This is a genomic window from Xenorhabdus bakwenae (genome assembly GCF_030272115.1).
GTDB classification, from domain to species: domain Bacteria; phylum Pseudomonadota; class Gammaproteobacteria; order Enterobacterales; family Enterobacteriaceae; genus Xenorhabdus; species Xenorhabdus bakwenae.
Genome location: NZ_CP119194.1, coordinates 217,240 through 235,982, shown reverse-complemented (window position 1 = coordinate 235,982; position 18,743 = coordinate 217,240). Strand labels below are relative to the sequence as shown.

Genomic DNA, 18,743 nt, shown 5'->3' with positions numbered 1-18,743 from the left:
CGTTAGCGATCCACATCAGACATAACAAAATCGATACTGCCCAGATAGACGATAAGGTCAGAAACCAGACTACCGCGGATCACCGAGGGAATTTGCTGCAAGTGAGCAAAACTGGGTGTACGGATACGGGTACGGTAGCTCATGGTGCTACCATCGCTGGTCAAGTAATAACTGTTGATACCCTTAGTCGCTTCGATCATCTGGAATGATTCATTGGCGGGCATGACCGGACCCCATGACACTTGCAGGAAGTGATTAATCATGGTTTCTATGTGCTGCAAAGTCCGTTCTCTCGGTGGCGGCGTGGTCAGTGGGTGATCAGCCTTGAATGGTCCTTCCGGCATATTTTTCAGGCACTGCTCAAGGATGCGCAGACTCTGACGAATTTCTTCTACTTTCAGCATTACCCGATCATAGCAATCACCGTTGTAGCCTGTCGGTACTTCAAAATCGAAATTTTCATAACCGGAATAAGGACGCCATTTACGTACGTCAAAACTAATACCCGTGGCCCGCAGCCCCGCACCAGTCACCCCCCAGTCCAAAGCCTGTTTGGCATTGTAGGACGCAACCCCAACAGAACGCCCTTTCAGGACACTGTTTTTCAACGCGGCCTTGACATAAGAATTCAGACGTTTCGGTAGCCAGTCCAGCAATTCACGCAAGAGCTTATCCCAACCGCGTGGCAAGTCATGGGCAACACCTCCAATACGGAACCATGCCGGATGCATACGGAACCCGGTAATCGCCTCGACGACATCGTAAACTTTCTGCCGGTCAGTAAAGGCAAAGAAGACGGGCGTCATCGCCCCAACGTCCTGAATAAATGTACTGATATAAAGCAGATGGCTATTAATGCGGAACAGCTCGGACAACATGACCCGAATGGTTTTCACCCGATCGGGGACTTCAATACCGGCCAGCTTTTCAACCGCCAGTACATAAGGCATTTCGTTAACACATCCCCCCAAATATTCGATACGATCGGTATAAGGGATATAGCTGTGCCATGACTGACGTTCCCCCATCTTTTCGGCACCACGATGGTGATAGCCGATATCAGGAACACAATCGACAATTTCTTCGCCATCCAGTTGCAGAATAATGCGGAATGCACCATGAGCTGAAGGATGGTTTGGGCCAAGGTTAAGGAACATGAAATCTTCATTATCCGTGCCCCGCTTCATGCCCCACTCTTCGGGTTTGAAAGTCAGCGCTTCCATTTCCAGATCTTCTTTCTGCTTAGTCAGGACGAAAGGATCAAATTCCGTGGCTCGCGCAGAATACTCCTTGCGCAACGGATGGCCTTCCCATGTCGGCGGCATCAAGATACGACGCAAATTGGGATGGCCGTTAAATGTGATGCCAAACATTTCCCACGTTTCACGTTCATACCAATTGGCATTTGGGAAAATTGACGTGACAGTAGGGATATTCAGGTCTTGTTCAGCGAGCGCGACTTTCAGCATGATGTCACGGTTACGCTCAATGGAAAGGAGGTGATAAAACACCGAAAAGTCAGCCGCTGGCAAGCCTTCTCGGTGAGAGCGCTGACGCTCATCGACGCCATGCAAGTCAAACAGCATGACATAGGGTTTGGGCAATTGTTTCAGGAACGTTATTACCTTCAGGAACGGTTCCCGCTTGACCCAAACAACGGGCATACCAGTACGGGTCGGCTGGATGGTAAAGGCATCCGGGCCAAATTGACGATGAAGCTCGCCGACAACAGGATCATCAAGATGATCTCGTGTTGCCCAGGCAGGCCGGGCGCTTTCTTGCGCTATCTGATCTGTCATCATTCTTCACCACAACGCTTGATCAGGGTTTTTGTGATCGCAACACATTGCTCTGGTTACGCTATATGGCTAAAAGCCTTAAATTTCGTCTGGAGTCCGCAGGTTTTTCACTGCAATACGTTCACCGCGTTTTCTTTCTCTTTCTGATTGCATATTGGCACGGTAAACTCCCTGATCGCCAACTACCCATGACAGTGGGCGTCGTTCTTTACCTATGGACTCCTGCAACAGCAGCAGTGCCTGCATATAGGCTTCTGGGCGAGGAGGGCAGCCAGGAATATAAACATCGACAGGGATAAACTTATCAACCCCCTGCACTACGGAATAAATATCGTACATACCACCGGAGTTTGCACAGGCTCCCATTGAAATGACCCATTTCGGCTCCAGCAATTGGTCGTACAGGCGTTGAATGACAGGTGCCATTTTGACGAAACAGGTTCCGGAAATCACCATGAAATCAGCCTGACGGGGAGATGCTCGCAAAACTTCTGCACCAAAACGTGCAACATCGTGAACAGCGGTAAATGACGTCACCATTTCCACGTAGCAGCAAGAAAGCCCGAAGTTATAGGGCCACAGGGAATTTTTCCTCCCCCAATTCACCATATTATGCAGAGCATGTTCCAGTTTCCCCATATAGACACTTCGGTGAACATGCTGCTCTAAGGGATCGCTGACAGTTTCCTGTTTTTGCAGGGGATAACGGTCATTCTCACCGTTAGGATCTATGCGGGTGAGCGTATAATCCATCTTTATGCCTCGCTATTACTGCATGTGACTGTTGTTGGTATGGTTGCCAGTCGTGTTGATATAAGTATCAGCACTCGGTTTATTGACCTGACGTTTTGAACGTGCTGGTGTCCAATCTAACGCCCCAATGCGCGCCAGATAAACCAAACCTGCCAATAACACCAAAATGAAAATGCTTGCTTCGGCAAAGCCTAGCCAACCGCTCTCTTTGATTGAGACGGCCCATGCATACAGGTAAAGGACTTCAATGTCGAAGATAACAAAGAACATGGCAACCAGATAAAACTTCGCCGACAGACGCAAACGTGCACTGCCGACAGAATCGATACCTGATTCATAAGGTACGTGTTTTGCTCTGGCTTTCGCCCTGCCCCCCATGAAGTACCCACCCAATAACATGAATGCGCACAAACCAAGAGCACCTATTAGAAAAACCGCGAATGCCCAGTGATGGGCCAAAATTCCAGTGGATGTCGACATACTCGTTGCTTACTCATCAAAAGTGGTGTCAAAGTGTCTGCTCTTTTTGCCGGCAGTGTTGCACCACATCGATTCATGGGAAGGGATAACAACCAAATCTGAAACAATGCTAATCAATCTATCTTCTAGCTTGAGTCGTCTTGGTTTTTATTCCTCTCAACAAAATTTGCCATAACGGCAAAAGCACCTGCATTTTTATTTACAAACCACAAACCATTAATTAACGGATTGTGCTGGTATACCGCTAAAACGTGTCAGTCGTACAAAAAAAACATCTTACCGACATAACTAGTCTAACCGATAACTCGACTTTACTACATCATTATCGCAGGAAAAACCTGTCTTTCCACTGCGCTAATTGGGGTATTTTTATGATCAAGTGCACAATTTCATTGAAAAATATTCAACACTTGAATGTAATTTATTCAATTCTTAATAAATCGTTTCTAAAAAGAACGATTAAAGTGCGATAAGCGAACCATTCCTGAAAATGGCTTTATTTTATCAAGTTAGGAAAATGAAATTTGTTAACACAGCAACATTCTCTTAACTAAAATTAGAAAGGTATAGGAAAATTAGTAGGGTATATTTCTTGTTAGAAATATCAGAAATGGAAATGGAAACTTGGGAGGATTATTAATAAGTCATTAGCAACAGGCTAATACTTCCATAAATAAAATGGAAATATTAGCCTATAAAACACATAATACTTATTCGTCTATATTTTCAACGGAATTGTCATCAACTGATTCAGTTGATTTAATGGGTTCAATAACGTCGATAGATTCATCCATTTCGGCGGATTCATCGGATTCAACAGTTGTTACAGTATAAGGTGTTTTCTTATTTTCTATCGCATCAAAAACAGTCAGAACAGATTCGTTCTGTTCGTTACTATTACGATATAAGAAGAATTGGATTTCCGGCAGACGTGGTAATCCTTCAATTTCACCTAAAATTCTCAGGTCCGCATTCTGCATTTCCAGAGGGCGGGCGGTAATACCGACTTCCGCATTCACAGCCGCACGCACAGCGGACAAGGAAGCAGCTTCATACGCAATACGCCATGAAATGCCGGCCATATCCAGCGTTTCCTGAGCGATCTGGCGGAAAGGATTAGTTTCATCCATCACAACCAACGGGACAGATTCGTTTGTCTGCAATTGGAAATCTGGTGCACAGTGCCATAAGACAGGCGAAGAACGTAAGAGTGTTTTAGGATGGTGGTTGATTTTTGCTGTGGTTACTGCCAAATCAATCTCATGGTTATCCAACATGCTTTCGATAAACTGAGCGCGCTTAATGCGCACATCAACAGCCACACGTGGATAGACAGAGGCAATACGGTTCAATAAGAAAGGAAGCAGTGTATCAACAGCGTCATCTGATACACCTATTCTCAATTCACCGTCTGCATCATTGTAGGTTAATGATGCGGTTGCATCGTCATTGGCTCGCAGAATTTGGCGTGCGTAACCAAGAAGTTGAAGACCATGTTCGGTCAGAAGCTTATTACGGCCGTGACGAGCAAACAACTCTCTCCCCACGAGGTGTTCCAACCGCTGCATTTGCTGACTCACAGCTGACTGCGTTCTAGAAACAGCTGCCGCTGCTGCTGCAAAAGTATTTAAGTCAGCAACAGCAACAAAAGTTCTTAGCAGATCGAGATCGAGGTTTATTATCTGACGATTTGCATTTATCATTGTTTATTCATCACTTTTTTTTGATTTTAATTACTAACTAACCTGGTGTTTTTACTTCAGCAGTATCAAATAAAATAATACCGATTGTGACATTACTCTACTCTATTAAATAGGGCAAAGGTTTACTGCATTTTTTTACTATTTAAATCATCATGGGTTTTATTTTCTCCTTTCTTAACAAAATTTATGCAATCCCAAAATAAGTCTGAGATAAAACCCTATTTACATCACATAATCACGAATTTCCAGTACAAATATCCTTTTTCTGACTTGCTTCAAAGAATAACTTAATCTGAATCAGGAACACTTAACATTATCAGATAGTATTAGCATTTTTAATAAATTAACATTTTCACTGAATAGGCCCAGAAATGTTATGGGTAAAAACTCAAAAAATTTATCAAAGTATCTGATGATAAAAACTTAAATTAACTTCAAGTCGATAACGATAAATTATAAGAATACATTATACAAATCTTCTTACTTTTATTGACAATTTGGTGTTCCTGAAAAAAACGGCACATGTTCCCAGAAGCCCCGTCAAAATGCCATCTCCTGCCAACTAAAAACTCGCCATTATGCAAATTTTAATTCCAATTTAACACATATGATTGAAATAAAACACCAATAAAAGACAATAATTCAGAGAGCAAACTGATTCATTTATTCTTAAAACAACCATTTTAACCAAAGATATCAGAGCCTCTTCAAAATACAGACTGAGAAGAGTACATTGATCATCACACTTTTTATGCCGGGTTAATATCCATTTCGCCAAAGAGGTCGAGGCACCCTATGTTTTCCATTAATAAATCCAGTAAATTAGATAATGTCTGCTATGACATTCGAGGGAATACCCTTAAAGAAGCTAAACGACTCGAAGAAGAAGGTAATAAGGTACTGAAACTAAACATTGGTAATCCGGCACCATTCGGATTTGAAGCGCCTGATGAAATTTTAGTTGATGTTATCCGTAATCTGCCAACAGCCCAGGGTTACTCTGATTCAAAAGGGTTGTATTCAGCGCGTAAAGCCATCATGCAGCATTATCAAGCCAGAAATATGCTGGATGTTACCGTTGAAGATATCTTTATCGGTAATGGTGTTTCTGAACTTATCGTTCAATCCATGCAGGCCCTGCTGAATACCGGCGACGAAATGTTGGTTCCTGCGCCTGACTACCCTCTCTGGACTGCGGCAGTATCACTTTCCAGCGGCAATGCCGTCCACTATCTATGTGATGAGCAACAGGGCTGGTTTCCTGACTTAGACGACATACGCCGTAAAATTACCCCGCGTACTCGTGGTATCGTTATTATTAACCCGAATAACCCAACCGGCGCGGTCTATAGCAAAGAGTTGTTGCTGGAAATAGTAGAAATCGCCCGCCAGCATAATCTGATTATCTTTTCTGACGAAATTTACGACAAAATCCTCTACGATGATGCCCAGCACCACCCCATTGCAGCATTAGCACCTGATCTCTTTACCGTTACTTTTAATGGTCTGTCCAAAACCTATCGCGTTGCCGGTTTCCGTCAGGGCTGGATGATCCTGAACGGCCCTAAAAAGCAGGCCAGGGATTATATTGAAGGACTAGAAATGCTGGCATCAATGCGCCTTTGTGCCAATGTGCCAATGCAGCACGCAATCCAAACAGCATTAGGTGGTTATCAAAGCATCAGTGAATTTATTTTCCCAGGTGGCCGGCTCTATGAACAGCGCAACCGTGCATGGGAGCTGATTAACCAGATCCCAGGGATTTCCTGTGTGAAACCTATGGGTGCTCTCTATATGTTCCCGAAAATAGACAGCAAACGTTTCAATATTTATGATGACCAAAAAATGGTCCTCGATCTCTTATTACAGGAAAAAGTTTTACTGGTTCAGGGCACCGCATTTAACTGGCCAGATCCTGACCATTTCCGCATTGTTACACTGCCACATGTCGCTGACTTACAAATAGCAATTGAAAAATTTGCCCGGTTTATCGGTAACTACCGCCAATAACCATAACCTTTACCATTAAAGCTAATCCCATTAATATTAACAAATTAATGGGATGCCCTTTCTCTGAGATAAATACTTATTTCTTACTTACCGCTATTTTTCCATAAATGAATTTTCCGCGAGTGAACATTCCCGTCGTTTTTCAAGTTATTGATACTCCGCTCACAATTAATCATATTATTCCGCTACAATTTTGCTACAAATTAATCGGCTACAAAGAGGAAATTATGAGTCATTTTTTCGCCCAATTATCCCGCCTAAAATTAATTAGCCGTTGGCCTCTTATGCGAAATGTGCGCACAGAAAATGTTTCAGAACACAGTTTGCAGGTTGCTTTTGTCGCACACGCTTTGGCAATCATCAAAAACCGTAAATGCAACGGCAATGTCAATCCTGAACGGATCGCCCTGTTGGCCATGTATCACGATGCCAGCGAAGTCATCACCGGGGATTTGCCGACACCCATTAAGTACTACAACCCCCAAATTGCCCATGAATATAAGAAAATAGAAAAAATAGCCCAACAAAAATTATTGGATATGTTACCGACTGAATTACAGGATGATTTTCGCACCATCCTGGATGAGCATCTCCATAGTGAAGAAGAAATCCATATTATCAAGCAAGCTGATGCATTATGTGCTTACTTGAAATGTCTGGAGGAACTCTCAGCAGGCAATACTGAATTCAATCAAGCTAAAAAACGATTGGATAAGACACTGGCAGAACGTCGCAGTGAAGAAATGGATTATTTTATTGCTGTGTTTGTACCGAGTTTCAGCCTCTCCCTCGATGAAATCAGCTCATAGATATTATCCGACTCTAATCATAACGCAGCTCCCTGCCATACGGAGCTGCCCGATAGAAACATTAAAATGGAAAAAGTATTGGGATCACCGCAACACTAATCCCCATCACAATTAACGTAAAAGGTACGCCAAGTTTTACGAAATCGGCAAACTGATACCCACCCGGCCCTAACACTAATGTATTAACGGGAGATGAAACCGGTGTCATAAATGCTGCCGAAGCCGCCACACCAATAATCATCGCAAAGGGCAAGGGAGAAACAGCCATCTCATTCGCTGCCGCAATCGCAATCGGCGCCATGAGCACGGCTGTCGCAGTATTGGAAATAAACAACCCTATCATGGCGCAAAGTACAAACAGGCTCACCAACATCACCCGTGGTCCCATATTACCTGCGATATCCATCAATCCCCGGACAATGAGATCAATGCCTCCCGTCTTCTGCAATGCCAGCGCAAAAGGCATCATGCCAACAATCAAAATAATGCTCGGCCAGTGAATGGAACGATAAGCACTTTCCATATCAATACAGCGGAATTTTCCCATGAGCAGGCAGGCAATTAACGCGGCAATAAAATTCGGAATTTCATTGGTCAGCATCAGGGCAACCATCAGGGCAAGGCAGAATAAAGCATGAGGAGCCTGTGAGGCAGCAGGAGCCGCACTTTCTACTTCAACAGGCAGATTTAGCACAATGAAATCAGGGGATTTTGTTTTTAACGCGATGATCAATTTCCAATCGCCAATTAACAGCAGGGTATCACCGAGCAACAAAGGTTCATCCACTAACTTCCCTTCTAACGCTTTTCCCCCGCGACGGATCCCCACGACATTGAGACCATAACGGGTGCGAAATTTCATATCACGCAATGATTGTCCCAAAAGTTCGGACTCAGGGAGCACCGAAACCTCAGCCATACCAACATTACGCGAGTGCCCGGAAAAATATTCCCCACGCAATACCATCGGTTCTAGCTGCTGCTCACGGCAAAATTCCCGTAAATCAATATCACTATCCGACATATCCACCAGCAAGACATCCTGCCTCTGCAATTCCATATCTCCAGTGGCAGCCACCATCACCCGACGGAATTTACGCCAACGTTCAATACCAATGACATTGGCACCATAACGGGCACGCAGCCCTAATTCATCCAATGTGTGTCCAACCAGAGGTGAACCTTGACGGATAGTCAGACGACGAGCACGACCCGACAATTTATAATCACGTATCAAACCACGAAATGTCCGGTGATAACGCTCGTCCGCTGTCTGGTGGTTTGCTCCCCCTAGCCAGCGACGCGCGACTAACATATAAACCACGCCAGCCATTAACACGAATATGCCGATTGGTGTAATGGAGAAGAAATCAAACCCCCGCAGACCTTCACGCACCAGCTCACTATTAACGACCATATTGGGTGGCGTTGCCACCAGAGTCATCATGCCACTGATCAAACCGGCAAAGCCCAATGGCATCATCAATCGCCCCGGAGAGGTTTTCATTCTGGCGGCCACGCTCAGGACAACAGGGATAAATATTGCCACAACCCCCGTAGAACTCATGAATGCCCCCAGTCCGGCAACGGATAACATTAACCAAACCAACATCTTGGTTTCACTGTTACCCGCGACACGAACCAGCCAGTCGCCCATCTGATAAGCAACCCCGGTTCTCACCAACCCTTCGCCAATAACAAACAGGGCAGCAATCAACAACACATTGGGATCACTAAAACCGACAGTAGCTTCACTTAACGTCAGTGTGCCACTCAAGACAAATGCGATGATCAGCAATAAAGCCACAACATCCATTCTGACTTTATTAGTGGTGAAAAGCACAATGGCTATCAATAGCAGGGTTAATACCCACAACAGTTCGCTATTCAATCTGGCCTCTATCAACAATACCTTTCAAATATGACTCTCCGCACGACCAATCTGCTCATAAACAGACTGGCTATCTATCAAAAGCCTACAGGTACAAACGTTAACAAAGTCAGTAAGCCATGTTTCTCAGAGAAAATCCCTCGTTCTGATCAAGGAACTGGTATATACCCATCCAACTTCAAGATGCGTGTTATATTTCCCCGCGCAGCGGGGAAATATAAGGCCTCGCGTCGTCCTGCGGATTGCAACTTGACGTTTATCGCGTATAAATCGAGACATAACTGCCTGATTTAACAATTTCAATATCTTCCAGATTATTAATTGTCAACTGGATTTCATCGCGGCGTGGAATATCCGGGGAATCGTGGACCACAACAACCTGACAGCCCGCATCCAGCCCAGCATGGATCCCCGCAGCAGCGTCTTCAAACACCACACACTCCTCCGGCAATAATCCCAGTTTCTCAGCCCCCAACAAATAAGGCTCAGGATTTGGTTTTCCATTTGTAACAGACTCTGCCGTCACCCAATGAGCAGGTTCCGGTAATTCCGCTACTTTATGACGCGCAGAAGCAAGCGGAACCGTTCCCGATGTCACAATGGCCCACGGAATATCCAGCGCATTCAGCTTATCAATCAGGGCGATAGCACCCGGTAAAGCTGTAATGTCTGCCGTATCTTCTGTTTCAATTTTTTCAATCCATTTGAAAGTGCCGGCGATCTCCTCTTCACTCGCATCTGGCATAAAATGCCGGAGAGATAATATCGCCGGCGTGCCATGAACATAGTTCAGCACTTCATCCCTATCGATACCCATTTTATCGGCAAACTGAATCCAGGCCCGCTCAACCACAGGCAATGAATCAATCAGCGTACCATCCAAATCGAATAAAAAACCTCTACATTTCAGAACCAAATCCGACTCCTTTAAATATCATTATTTGTTAATCATTATGTGATAATAAAACACTTACTCCACATAATTCCTATAGATTAAATATCATCAATAAAAGAGTTGTCCAATTGCTTAAAAGCCCGTTTAAGCAATTCAGCCAATGAAAAGTAGGTCGGGACACGTTCTATTGGTGCCATTGCAATACCTGCCTGAGCAAATTTTTCCCGAATTTCATAAAACCAATGCAATAATTTTTCCGGTAATGGTGTCGCCGCACGTTTTCCCAGCCACCATAATCCCTGTAATGGCAAACTACAGGCAAACAGTGCCGTTGCCACCGATGGTCCCAATTGCCCCCCCAGAGCGATTTGCCATGTCAAAGTAAAAATTGCCAATGGCGGCATAAACCGAATACCAAAGCGAGTCGCCTTAATCACACGATTCTCAGGAAAAACCGGCGCAAGTTGCTTTTCCAATGGCCAGGTTTTCAAATATTGCTGTCCTAATTGCATACGCTTGAACCAACCCTGGCTAACAGGCGGTGTCGTGTTCATCATGACCTCAATCAATTAAAGGTATAGTTTTTAAAAAATCCCTACAAAAGATAAAATCTTTTTTGTAGTATTAATCCTATTAAGTATATTTTGTCTTTATTGCTAGCAAACGGTATCCTACACAGACTTTTATGTTGTTGCAGTAGCAAAACAGGAATTTTGCCCTTTTTCGCAACAATTGGGTTCGGTTTGTTAACAAATTATTTTATTTTTAACATTGTTCTTATTTAAGATTAGATCACAACAAGATAATAGGTATTTCCATGTCAAGTAAGCTGGTACTGGTTCTTAATTGCGGTAGCTCCTCCCTGAAATTCGCTATCATCGATCCTGCCAATGGTGAAGAATATCTTTCTGGTTTAGCCGAGTGCTTTGGCCTGCCTGAAGCCCGTATTAAATGGAAAATGGATGGTGCGAAAAACGAAGCTGCCTTAGGTGCCGGCGCAGCACACAGCGAAGCACTGAACTTCATTGTTAATACTCTCCTGGCTGAAAAGCCAGAACTCTCTGCACAAATCTCAGCCATCGGTCACCGTATTGTTCATGGTGGTGAGAAGTTCACTTCTTCCGTGGTTATCACCGATGAAGTTATCGCAGGCATTGAAGCGGCTATTCCATTTGCACCACTGCACAACCCGGCTCACCTGATCGGTATTGCTGAAGCGAAAAAAGCGTTCCCTCATCTGCTTGAGAAAAATATCGCCGTATTTGATACCGCATTCCACCAGACCATGCCTGAAGAAGCCTACCTGTACGCACTGCCTTACAACCTGTACAAAGAGCATGGCATCCGTCGTTACGGTGCACATGGTACCAGCCATTTCTATGTTTCCCGTGAAGCAGCCAAGATGCTGAACAAACCCGTTGAAACACTGAATGTCATCACTTGCCACCTGGGCAACGGTGGTTCTGTTTCTGCCATTGTCAACGGCCAGTGTGTTGATACTTCTATGGGCCTGACCCCGCTGGAAGGTCTGGTCATGGGAACCCGCAGTGGTGATATCGATCCCGCTATCGTATTCCACCTGCACGATGCAATGGGTATGAGCATTGCTCAGATCAACACCCTGCTGACCAAAGAGTCTGGTTTCTTAGGTCTGACCGAAGTCACCAGCGATTGCCGTTATGTAGAAGACAACTACGAAACCAAAGCTGACGCAAAACGTGCTATGGATGTTTACTGCCACCGTCTGGCTAAATACATCGGTGCATACAGCGCATTGATGGAAGGTCGTCTGGACGCCATTATCTTCACGGGTGGCATCGGTGAAAACTCCGCGCTGGTTCGTGAACTGACCATGAAGAAAGTGGCACTGCTGGGCTTTGAATATGATCACGAGCGTAACCTTGCTGCCCGCTTTGGCAAATCAGGCGTTATCACGACAGATAACAGCCGCCCTGCGCTGGTTATCCCAACCAATGAAGAATTGGTGATTGCTCAGGATTCAGCACGTCTGACCGCATAATCAGATGATTTTAGAACCGCCGGCATTGTTGGCGGTTTTCACGAAGATATCACACTGAGTCACATTTATTGACTGACGAGCAACCGTTAAAGAGGTTTCCGTGTCCCGTACAATTATGTTAATTCCTACTGACACCAGCGTTGGTTTAACCAGTGTCAGCCTGGGTGTTATTCGCTCCATGGAGCAAAAAGGCGTTCGTCTGAGCGTTTTCAAACCTATCGCACAGCCACGTCACACTGGTTCTCAGGATCAAACCACTTCCATTATCCGTTCACACTCCAGCATCCATGCTGCTGAACCTCTGGATATGGCGTATGTGGAGTCACTGCTGACCACTAACAAAAAAGACGTATTAATGGAAGAGATCGTGGCGCGTTACCACGAAAACGCCAAAGATGCGGAAGTGGTTCTGCTCGAAGGTTTGGTTCCGACCCGCAAACACCCGTTTGCCCAATCCCTGAACTATGAAATCGCCAAAACACTGAACGCAGAAATCGTGTTCGTGACAGCCCTGGGTACTAACAGCCCAGAGCAACTGAAAGAAAGAATTGAACTGAGCCGTGCTGAATACGGTGGCAGCAAGAACCAAAATATTATCGGTGTTATCGTCAATAAACTGAATGCCCCGGTTGATGACCAAGGTCGTACTCGCCCGGATTTATCCGAGATCTTTGACGAATCAACCAAAGCGACGATTACCAACGTCGATCCCAAAACTATCTTCAAAAACAGTCCACTGCCTATTCTCGGTTGTATCCCGTGGAGTTTTGACCTGATCGCTACCCGTGCAATTGATATGGCTAAGCACCTGAAAGCTAGCATCATCAATGAAGGTGCCATCGAAAGCCGTCGCATCAAGTCCGTGACTTTCTGTGCCCGCAGCATTCCTAACATGCTGGAATACTTCCGCCCGGGTTCTCTGCTGGTGACTTCGGCTGACCGCCCTGACGTACTGATCACGGCATGTCTGGCAGCCATGAATGGCGTTGAAATTGGTGCCGTGTTGCTGACCGGTGGTTACTCAATTGATGATTCTATCCGTGAACTGTGCGAACGTGCATTCAACACCGGCCTGCCCGTTTTCACTGTGAAGACCAATACATGGCAGACTTCCCTGAACCTGCAAAGTTTCAGTCTGGAAGTTCCCGCCGATGACCATGAGCGCATCGAAAAAGTGCAAAACTACGTTGCACAACATATCAGCAACGAGTGGATCGATTCTCTGGCGGCTGCATCAGAGCGTCCAAACCTGCTGTCTCCGCCGGCATTCCGCTATCAGTTGACCGAACTGGCTCGTCAGGCTGGCAAGCGTATCGTTCTGCCGGAAGGCGACGAACCACGTACTGTCAAAGCAGCGGCCATCTGTGCTGAACGTGGCATTGCAGAATGTATCCTGCTGGGCGATCCAGAAGAGATCCGGCGTGTAGCGGCGGCTCAAGGCGTTGAACTGGGCGCAGGTATTGAGCTTGTTAACCCTGCGTCAGTACGTGAACGCTATGTGCCACGTCTGGTTGAACTGCGCAAGAACAAAGGCATGACCGAAGTTGTTGCCCGCGAACAACTGGAAGACAACGTCGTTCTGGGCACCATGATGCTGGAACAAGGCGAAGTTGACGGTCTGGTTTCCGGTGCAGTGCATACCACAGCAAACACCATTCGCCCGCCATTGCAGTTAATCAAAACGGCACCCAATAGCTCTCTGGTTTCTTCTGTCTTCTTTATGTTGCTGCCAGAACAAGTGCTGGTTTACGGTGATTGTGCGATCAATCCAGACCCAACCGCAGAACAACTGTCCGAAATCGCAATCCAATCTGCGGATTCTGCGAAAGCATTCGGTATTGAGCCTCGCGTTGCGATGATCTCTTACTCCACCGGTAACTCTGGTGCAGGCAGCGACGTTGAAAAAGTGCGTGAAGCAACCCGTTTAGCACAGGAAAAACGCCCAGACCTGATCATTGACGGCCCATTACAGTACGACGCAGCTATCATGGCAGATGTAGCGAAATCCAAGGCACCGAACTCACCGGTTGCAGGACAGGCAACCGTGTTCATCTTCCCAGACCTGAACACCGGTAATACCACTTACAAAGCGGTACAGCGTTCAGCCGATCTGGTCTCTATCGGGCCAATGCTGCAAGGCATGCGCAAACCCGTTAACGACCTGTCCCGTGGCGCACTGGTTGATGATATCGTTTATACCGTTGCACTGACTGCAATTCAGGCAACTCAGCAAGAAAACGCGTAATTTTCTCGCTGCATAAACATGAGATAGCCCTACGCTGTTAGCATAGGGCTATTTTTTATAATAAAATTCCTCATCTTTGTTATGATGAAACCGATGCCAGAAAGGCATTTTTCATGGTATTCAGGATCTGGCTAAGTTCTCTTAAAGTGAGTTATTTCCCGTCATCAATCACCTCTACGGCTTGCTGTTTTATGAGTTGATGAGGTTAATTTCTCTAACAACAGCCCTGCCCGTAGCCCAACAGCAACATGGGCATTAGGAAACAAAATAAAGTTTGCCGGAGATTCAATCTTCCACGATTGATGTTGCTGGCGGGCGATTTCAAAACCTGACGGTAGTTCAGTAAAGTTTTTCGTCTCCTCCGGGATATTGAGCTGAAAGCTAGCATGTTGTTTGATAATGGCATCAACCACACGATAGCGTTCAAGCGCCGGTTTAGCCCGTCTGCCGGAAGGCAAACCGGCGAGCAAATCCTGCAAGGCAGTGGTTATATTGCTGAACCTTGCCAGATCATTTTGTCCAAAAGGCAGCGCCTTACCGATTTCCAACGTGCAGCTATCTACGTTGAAATGCTCGCTGGTAAAGTGACTGAACGTTCCCCCGACTGAGTTATGAAATACCAACGCATCAAGATCGCTCTGTTCCAGCCATTGTAAAAAATCCGCCGCATATTCACGCGCCTGATAGGGCAACAGGGCGAACTGTTCGTGGCAAGAACCTCGGATTGCGGTGTGAAGATCGAAGTGCCGATATTTCGTTGACGCCATCACCGCCGGTTCACTGAAAAATTGCCGGATAACAGATTCCAGCACCCTCGCACGCTTCGATTCATTCCCCAAAGGAAAATTTTGATAACGACCACCAAACATACGGTTGAGATCATGATCAATATACCGTTGCCCGGCATGCATGGCGGATAAGTTGCCAAATATCAGCAGGAGATTATGTTGCAATGGCAATTTTCCCTGCGCCAGTTGTGACAATAACTGGATAAGCATTTCCACAGGTGCCGTTTCATTACCATGAATTCCGGCGGAAATAATCAACGCATCGGCAAAGTTTTCTTGCGAGGATGAGAGTTGTACTTGTGGCGATCTTTGCGGTAATAGCTGTAATACCCCTTCCGCCAACCATGATGACTGAATCGTTGGCGGAAAACACACGTGATTTTCGATTTTGTTTTCAAACAATAAAGTCAGTAAATCCATTTCATCTCCCGATCAATTCTGAAACGCATAAATCGAACCCAATTTGAGGATCTGTGTCAGTTCATCAAGGGCAGAATAAGTTTCCCTCAATAACTGTGGATCAGCGAGATCGGCGACATACAGGGAATCCCGATAATGGCGTTCAACCCATGTGGTCAGCCGTTGATACAGTTCTGGTGTCATCAGGGTCGCTGGATTTACCGCCGCCAACTCTTGTTCGTTCAACACCACTCTGAGTCGCAAACAAGCCGGCCCACCGCCATTGCGCATACTTTCCCGCAAGTCAAAAAAATGGAGCTTCTTAATGGGAGAATGTCCTTTCGCTACCAACGCTTGCAAATAAGCTGAGACATTGTGATTTTGGCGGCACTCTTGCGGCAAAATCAGCATCATGTCGCCATCCGGCTGGCTCAACAACTGGCTGTTAAACAAGTAAGATTCGACCGCGTCCTGAAGGGTGACTTGCTCCGTAGGCACTTCAATCGCCACCAAGTTGTGCCCACGCCGAACCATTTTTTCCCTCAATTCAGCCAATACTGATTGCTGATTTAAAAAAGCCTGCTGGTGATGAAAAAAAACATTACGGTTGCTCACTGCGATAACATCGTTATGAAACACACCACTATCAATGGCTGCGGGATTTTGCTGGGCAAATACGGTTCCGGGTTCTGCAAGCTGATGCAGGCGAGCAATCGCCTGACTGGCTTCCAGTGTCTGTCGGGCGGGATAGCGCTTAGGTGCAATTCCTTCCTGCAATGCCTTGCGTCCATAGACAAATAACTGCACGCCGGCTTGATCATATTCGCCACAAAAACGATTATGGTTTGCCGCGCCTTCATCCCCCCAATCCGCATGTTGTGGCAGAGGATCATGGTGAGCAAAATAGCTTTGATCAGAAAAAGTGGCTTTCAGAGCACGTGAAGTCACGGTGCTTTCCAGCGAACGATGCAACTTGTTATTTAAATTTGCTACCGTGAAATGGACACGTTGATCCGCACTGTCTGATGAAGGGGAAACCGTTGCCGCATTTGCCGTCCACATGGAAGAGGCGGAACTGAGGTTAGACAGTAATAACGGAGAATATTGTGCGGCTTTATTTAATACCTGTTCATCACTGCCGGTAAACCCTAGCTGGCGCAATGCAGGCAGGTCAGGACGCTGTTGCGGAGGCAAAACCCCCTGAACTAACCCCATATCAGACAACGCCTTCATTTTCATCAATCCCTGAAGTGCGGCTTTGCGAGGATTGGATTCTTTTCCCTGATGATTGATGGAGGCTTCATTACCCGTTGACAGTCCGGCGTAATGGTGTGTCATTCCCACCAAACCATCAAAATTTGCTTCAACTCCTGACATAACCACCTCTGACATCCGATTGATTGATGAAAAAATTAAGCCCTGGTGCTGGTGTTTCAGGCAAAACCAAACTTTCAGCCGTCAGGGAAGCCATCGGCCAGGCACAATAATCCGCAGCATAATAAGCGCTGGGACGGTGATTACCGGATGCCCCAATCCCCCCAAACGGTGCCTTGCTGGATGCGCCTGTCAGCGGCTTATTCCAGTTCACGATCCCCGCTCTCGCTTCTTGCTGTAGCCTCTCAAACAGGCTGGCGTCAGGAGAGATTAGCCCGGTTGCCAGCCCAAATCGGGTGTCATTTGCCATTGAAATGGCTTCATCAAAAGTGGTATAGCGTTTCACGGTCAACAGCGGGCCAAAATATTCTTCATCAGGAATATCTTTGTTGCTGGAGATAGTGGTGAGATCAATGATGCCGGGTGTCATAAAGGTCGCATGCGGATCAGGCTGCGTTAAGGTGAGCAAAGCGCTTCCCCCTAAATCCAGCAACTTGGTTTGAGCTTGCAGCAAACTTTCCGCCGCCGCCAAAGAGATGACCCCACCGATAAAAGGCTGAGGATCAGCATTCCAATGGCCGGGCACAATCTGGCCTGCCACACCAACTAACCGTTGGATCAACGCATCGCCCTTCTCCCCTTGCTTCACCAGCAACCGCCGGGCACAAGTACAGCGCTGCCCTGCGGAAATAAATGCCGATTGGATAAGCGTGTAAACCGCAGCGTCAATATCATCATAATCGTCCACAATCAGGGCATTGTTGCCGCCCATCTCCAGAGCCAGCATTTTTTCTGGCTGACCGGCCAATAGACGATGGAAATGAAATCCCGTTGCCGCACTACCGGTAAACAGCACTCCATCAATTTCACGATTATCCAGCAAAGCCCCGCCGGTCTCTTTGCCCCCCTGCACCAAATTCAGCACCCCAACAGGCAATCCCGCCTGAATCCACAATTCCACGGTTTTCTCCGCCGTCATCGGCGTTAATTCACTGGGTTTGAACACCAATGTATTACCGGCAATGAGCGCAGGGACAATATGTCCATTCGGTAAATGCCCCGGAAAATTATAGGGACCGAAGATAGCCATCACGCCGTGGGGACGATGCTGTAATATCGCTTTTCCGTCTGGCATCGGTGTTTCGGAATACCCCGTTCGCTGTTCCCATGCTTCAATTGAAATGGCTATTTTGCCTATCATAGATTGGACTTCGATCCGTGTTTCCCACAAAGGCTTACTGGTTTCCTCACTGATCACTTGGGCAATCGTGTCTTTTTCTTGGGTCAGCAAATCAGCAAATATCTGAATAATCGCAATCCGTTTTTCAACCGCCAATCCAGACCATGCAGGAAATGCTTTGCGGGCAGTCTGGCAGGCTTCATCAACCTGATGGACAGAAGCGCCATTCGCCTGCCATAAAATCTGTTGATCGACAGGAGAATATTTAACGACAGGCAGACCTTGCCCTGCTATCCACTCACCGCCAATGTAATTTGCTTGATGATTCATTGTGACATTCCTCAATTGCAACAGCGCTTAATGACAAAGCTGTTCATTGTGAAAACAGTTAATTGTG

At 46.2% G+C, this 18,743-nt stretch carries 14 protein-coding genes; 4 read left to right on the top strand and 10 right to left on the bottom strand.

Annotated elements, in window-relative coordinates:
* Positions 1-2: 2 nt before the first annotated feature.
* From nuoC to hexA, 4 genes are all read right to left on the bottom strand, one after another.
* Positions 3-1,802 (bottom strand): NADH-quinone oxidoreductase subunit C/D, encoded by a 1,800-nt coding sequence (nuoC, locus tag PXH59_RS01635; protein ID WP_200897770.1) that lies wholly within the window; start codon positions 1,800-1,802, stop codon positions 3-5.
* A 75-nt stretch (positions 1,803-1,877) separates the two neighbouring features.
* Positions 1,878-2,552 (bottom strand): NuoB/complex I 20 kDa subunit family protein, encoded by a 675-nt coding sequence (locus PXH59_RS01630; RefSeq protein WP_047769419.1) that lies wholly within the window; start codon positions 2,550-2,552, stop codon positions 1,878-1,880.
* A 15-nt stretch (positions 2,553-2,567) separates the two neighbouring features.
* Complete coding sequence (locus tag PXH59_RS01625; RefSeq protein ID WP_285810024.1) at positions 2,568-3,032, bottom strand: NADH-quinone oxidoreductase subunit A; 465 nt, start codon at positions 3,030-3,032, stop codon at positions 2,568-2,570.
* Positions 3,033-3,742: 710 nt separating this feature from the next.
* Positions 3,743-4,735 (bottom strand): transcriptional regulator HexA, encoded by a 993-nt coding sequence (gene hexA, locus PXH59_RS01620; protein ID WP_285810023.1) that lies wholly within the window; start codon positions 4,733-4,735, stop codon positions 3,743-3,745.
* A 795-nt stretch (positions 4,736-5,530) separates the two neighbouring features.
* Here hexA and PXH59_RS01615 point away from each other — a divergent pair.
* Together PXH59_RS01615 and yfbR are read left to right on the top strand one after the other, a co-directional pair.
* A complete protein-coding gene (locus PXH59_RS01615; RefSeq protein WP_047769425.1) occupies positions 5,531-6,745 on the top strand; it encodes a pyridoxal phosphate-dependent aminotransferase in 1,215 nt (404 codons plus the stop codon).
* A 227-nt stretch (positions 6,746-6,972) separates the two neighbouring features.
* A complete protein-coding gene (gene yfbR / locus PXH59_RS01610; RefSeq protein ID WP_285810022.1) occupies positions 6,973-7,554 on the top strand; it encodes a 5'-deoxynucleotidase in 582 nt (193 codons plus the stop codon).
* 61 nt (positions 7,555-7,615) lie between these two features.
* Here yfbR and PXH59_RS01605 read toward each other — a convergent pair whose 3' ends face one another.
* The 3 genes from PXH59_RS01605 to yfbV form a co-directional block, all read right to left on the bottom strand.
* Positions 7,616-9,445, bottom strand: a complete 1,830-nt coding sequence (locus PXH59_RS01605; protein WP_285810021.1) for an SLC13 family permease — start codon at positions 9,443-9,445, stop codon at positions 7,616-7,618.
* Positions 9,446-9,701: 256 nt separating this feature from the next.
* On the bottom strand, positions 9,702-10,361 hold the full coding sequence (locus tag PXH59_RS01600; protein WP_285810020.1) for a sugar phosphatase: 660 nt from the start codon (positions 10,359-10,361) through the stop codon (positions 9,702-9,704).
* A gap of 77 nt (positions 10,362-10,438) precedes the next feature.
* Complete coding sequence (gene yfbV / locus PXH59_RS01595) at positions 10,439-10,894, bottom strand: terminus macrodomain insulation protein YfbV (protein ID WP_285810019.1); 456 nt, start codon at positions 10,892-10,894, stop codon at positions 10,439-10,441.
* Positions 10,895-11,157: 263 nt separating this feature from the next.
* Here yfbV and ackA point away from each other — a divergent pair, with 263 nt between their 5' ends.
* A complete protein-coding gene (ackA, locus tag PXH59_RS01590; RefSeq protein WP_285810018.1) occupies positions 11,158-12,360 on the top strand; it encodes an acetate kinase in 1,203 nt (400 codons plus the stop codon).
* A 100-nt stretch (positions 12,361-12,460) separates the two neighbouring features.
* Positions 12,461-14,605 carry a phosphate acetyltransferase gene (pta, locus tag PXH59_RS01585; protein ID WP_285810017.1) on the top strand — a complete coding sequence of 715 codons (2,145 nt, stop codon included), beginning with the start codon at positions 12,461-12,463 and terminating at the stop codon, positions 14,603-14,605.
* Positions 14,606-14,769: 164 nt separating this feature from the next.
* Here the strand turns inward: pta and astE are convergent, their stop codons facing one another.
* From astE to astD, 3 genes are read right to left on the bottom strand one after another with little or no spacing between them, the layout of a single operon-like run.
* Positions 14,770-15,813: a succinylglutamate desuccinylase gene (gene astE / locus PXH59_RS01580; RefSeq protein WP_285810016.1), complete on the bottom strand. Its 1,044-nt coding sequence runs from the start codon at positions 15,811-15,813 to the stop codon at positions 14,770-14,772.
* Positions 15,814-15,825: 12 nt separating this feature from the next.
* On the bottom strand, positions 15,826-17,169 hold the full coding sequence (gene astB / locus PXH59_RS01575) for an N-succinylarginine dihydrolase (protein WP_285810015.1): 1,344 nt from the start codon (positions 17,167-17,169) through the stop codon (positions 15,826-15,828).
* A complete protein-coding gene (gene astD, locus PXH59_RS01570; protein WP_285810014.1) occupies positions 17,156-18,676 on the bottom strand; it encodes a succinylglutamate-semialdehyde dehydrogenase in 1,521 nt (506 codons plus the stop codon). The genes astB and astD overlap by 14 nt, the downstream gene beginning before the upstream one ends.
* Positions 18,677-18,743: the final 67 nt, after the last annotated feature.

Bases quoted from the DNA above. Each gene is read 5' to 3' on its own strand.
- nuoC (WP_200897770.1), bottom strand. From the start codon at position 1,802: ATGATGACAGATCAGATAGCGCAAGAAAGCGCCCGGCCTGCCTGGGCA.
- PXH59_RS01630 (WP_047769419.1), bottom strand. From the start codon at position 2,552: ATGGATTATACGCTCACCCGCATAGATCCTAACGGTGAGAATGACCGT.
- PXH59_RS01625 (WP_285810024.1), bottom strand. From the start codon at position 3,032: ATGTCGACATCCACTGGAATTTTGGCCCATCACTGGGCATTCGCGGTT.
- hexA (WP_285810023.1), bottom strand. From the start codon at position 4,735: ATGATAAATGCAAATCGTCAGATAATAAACCTCGATCTCGATCTGCTA.
- PXH59_RS01615 (WP_047769425.1), top strand. From the start codon at position 5,531: ATGTTTTCCATTAATAAATCCAGTAAATTAGATAATGTCTGCTATGAC.
- yfbR (WP_285810022.1), top strand. From the start codon at position 6,973: ATGAGTCATTTTTTCGCCCAATTATCCCGCCTAAAATTAATTAGCCGT.
- yfbV (WP_285810019.1), bottom strand. From the start codon at position 10,894: ATGAACACGACACCGCCTGTTAGCCAGGGTTGGTTCAAGCGTATGCAA.
- ackA (WP_285810018.1), top strand. From the start codon at position 11,158: ATGTCAAGTAAGCTGGTACTGGTTCTTAATTGCGGTAGCTCCTCCCTG.
- astE (WP_285810016.1), bottom strand. From the start codon at position 15,813: ATGGATTTACTGACTTTATTGTTTGAAAACAAAATCGAAAATCACGTG.
- astB (WP_285810015.1), bottom strand. From the start codon at position 17,169: ATGTCAGGAGTTGAAGCAAATTTTGATGGTTTGGTGGGAATGACACAC.
- astD (WP_285810014.1), bottom strand. From the start codon at position 18,676: ATGAATCATCAAGCAAATTACATTGGCGGTGAGTGGATAGCAGGGCAA.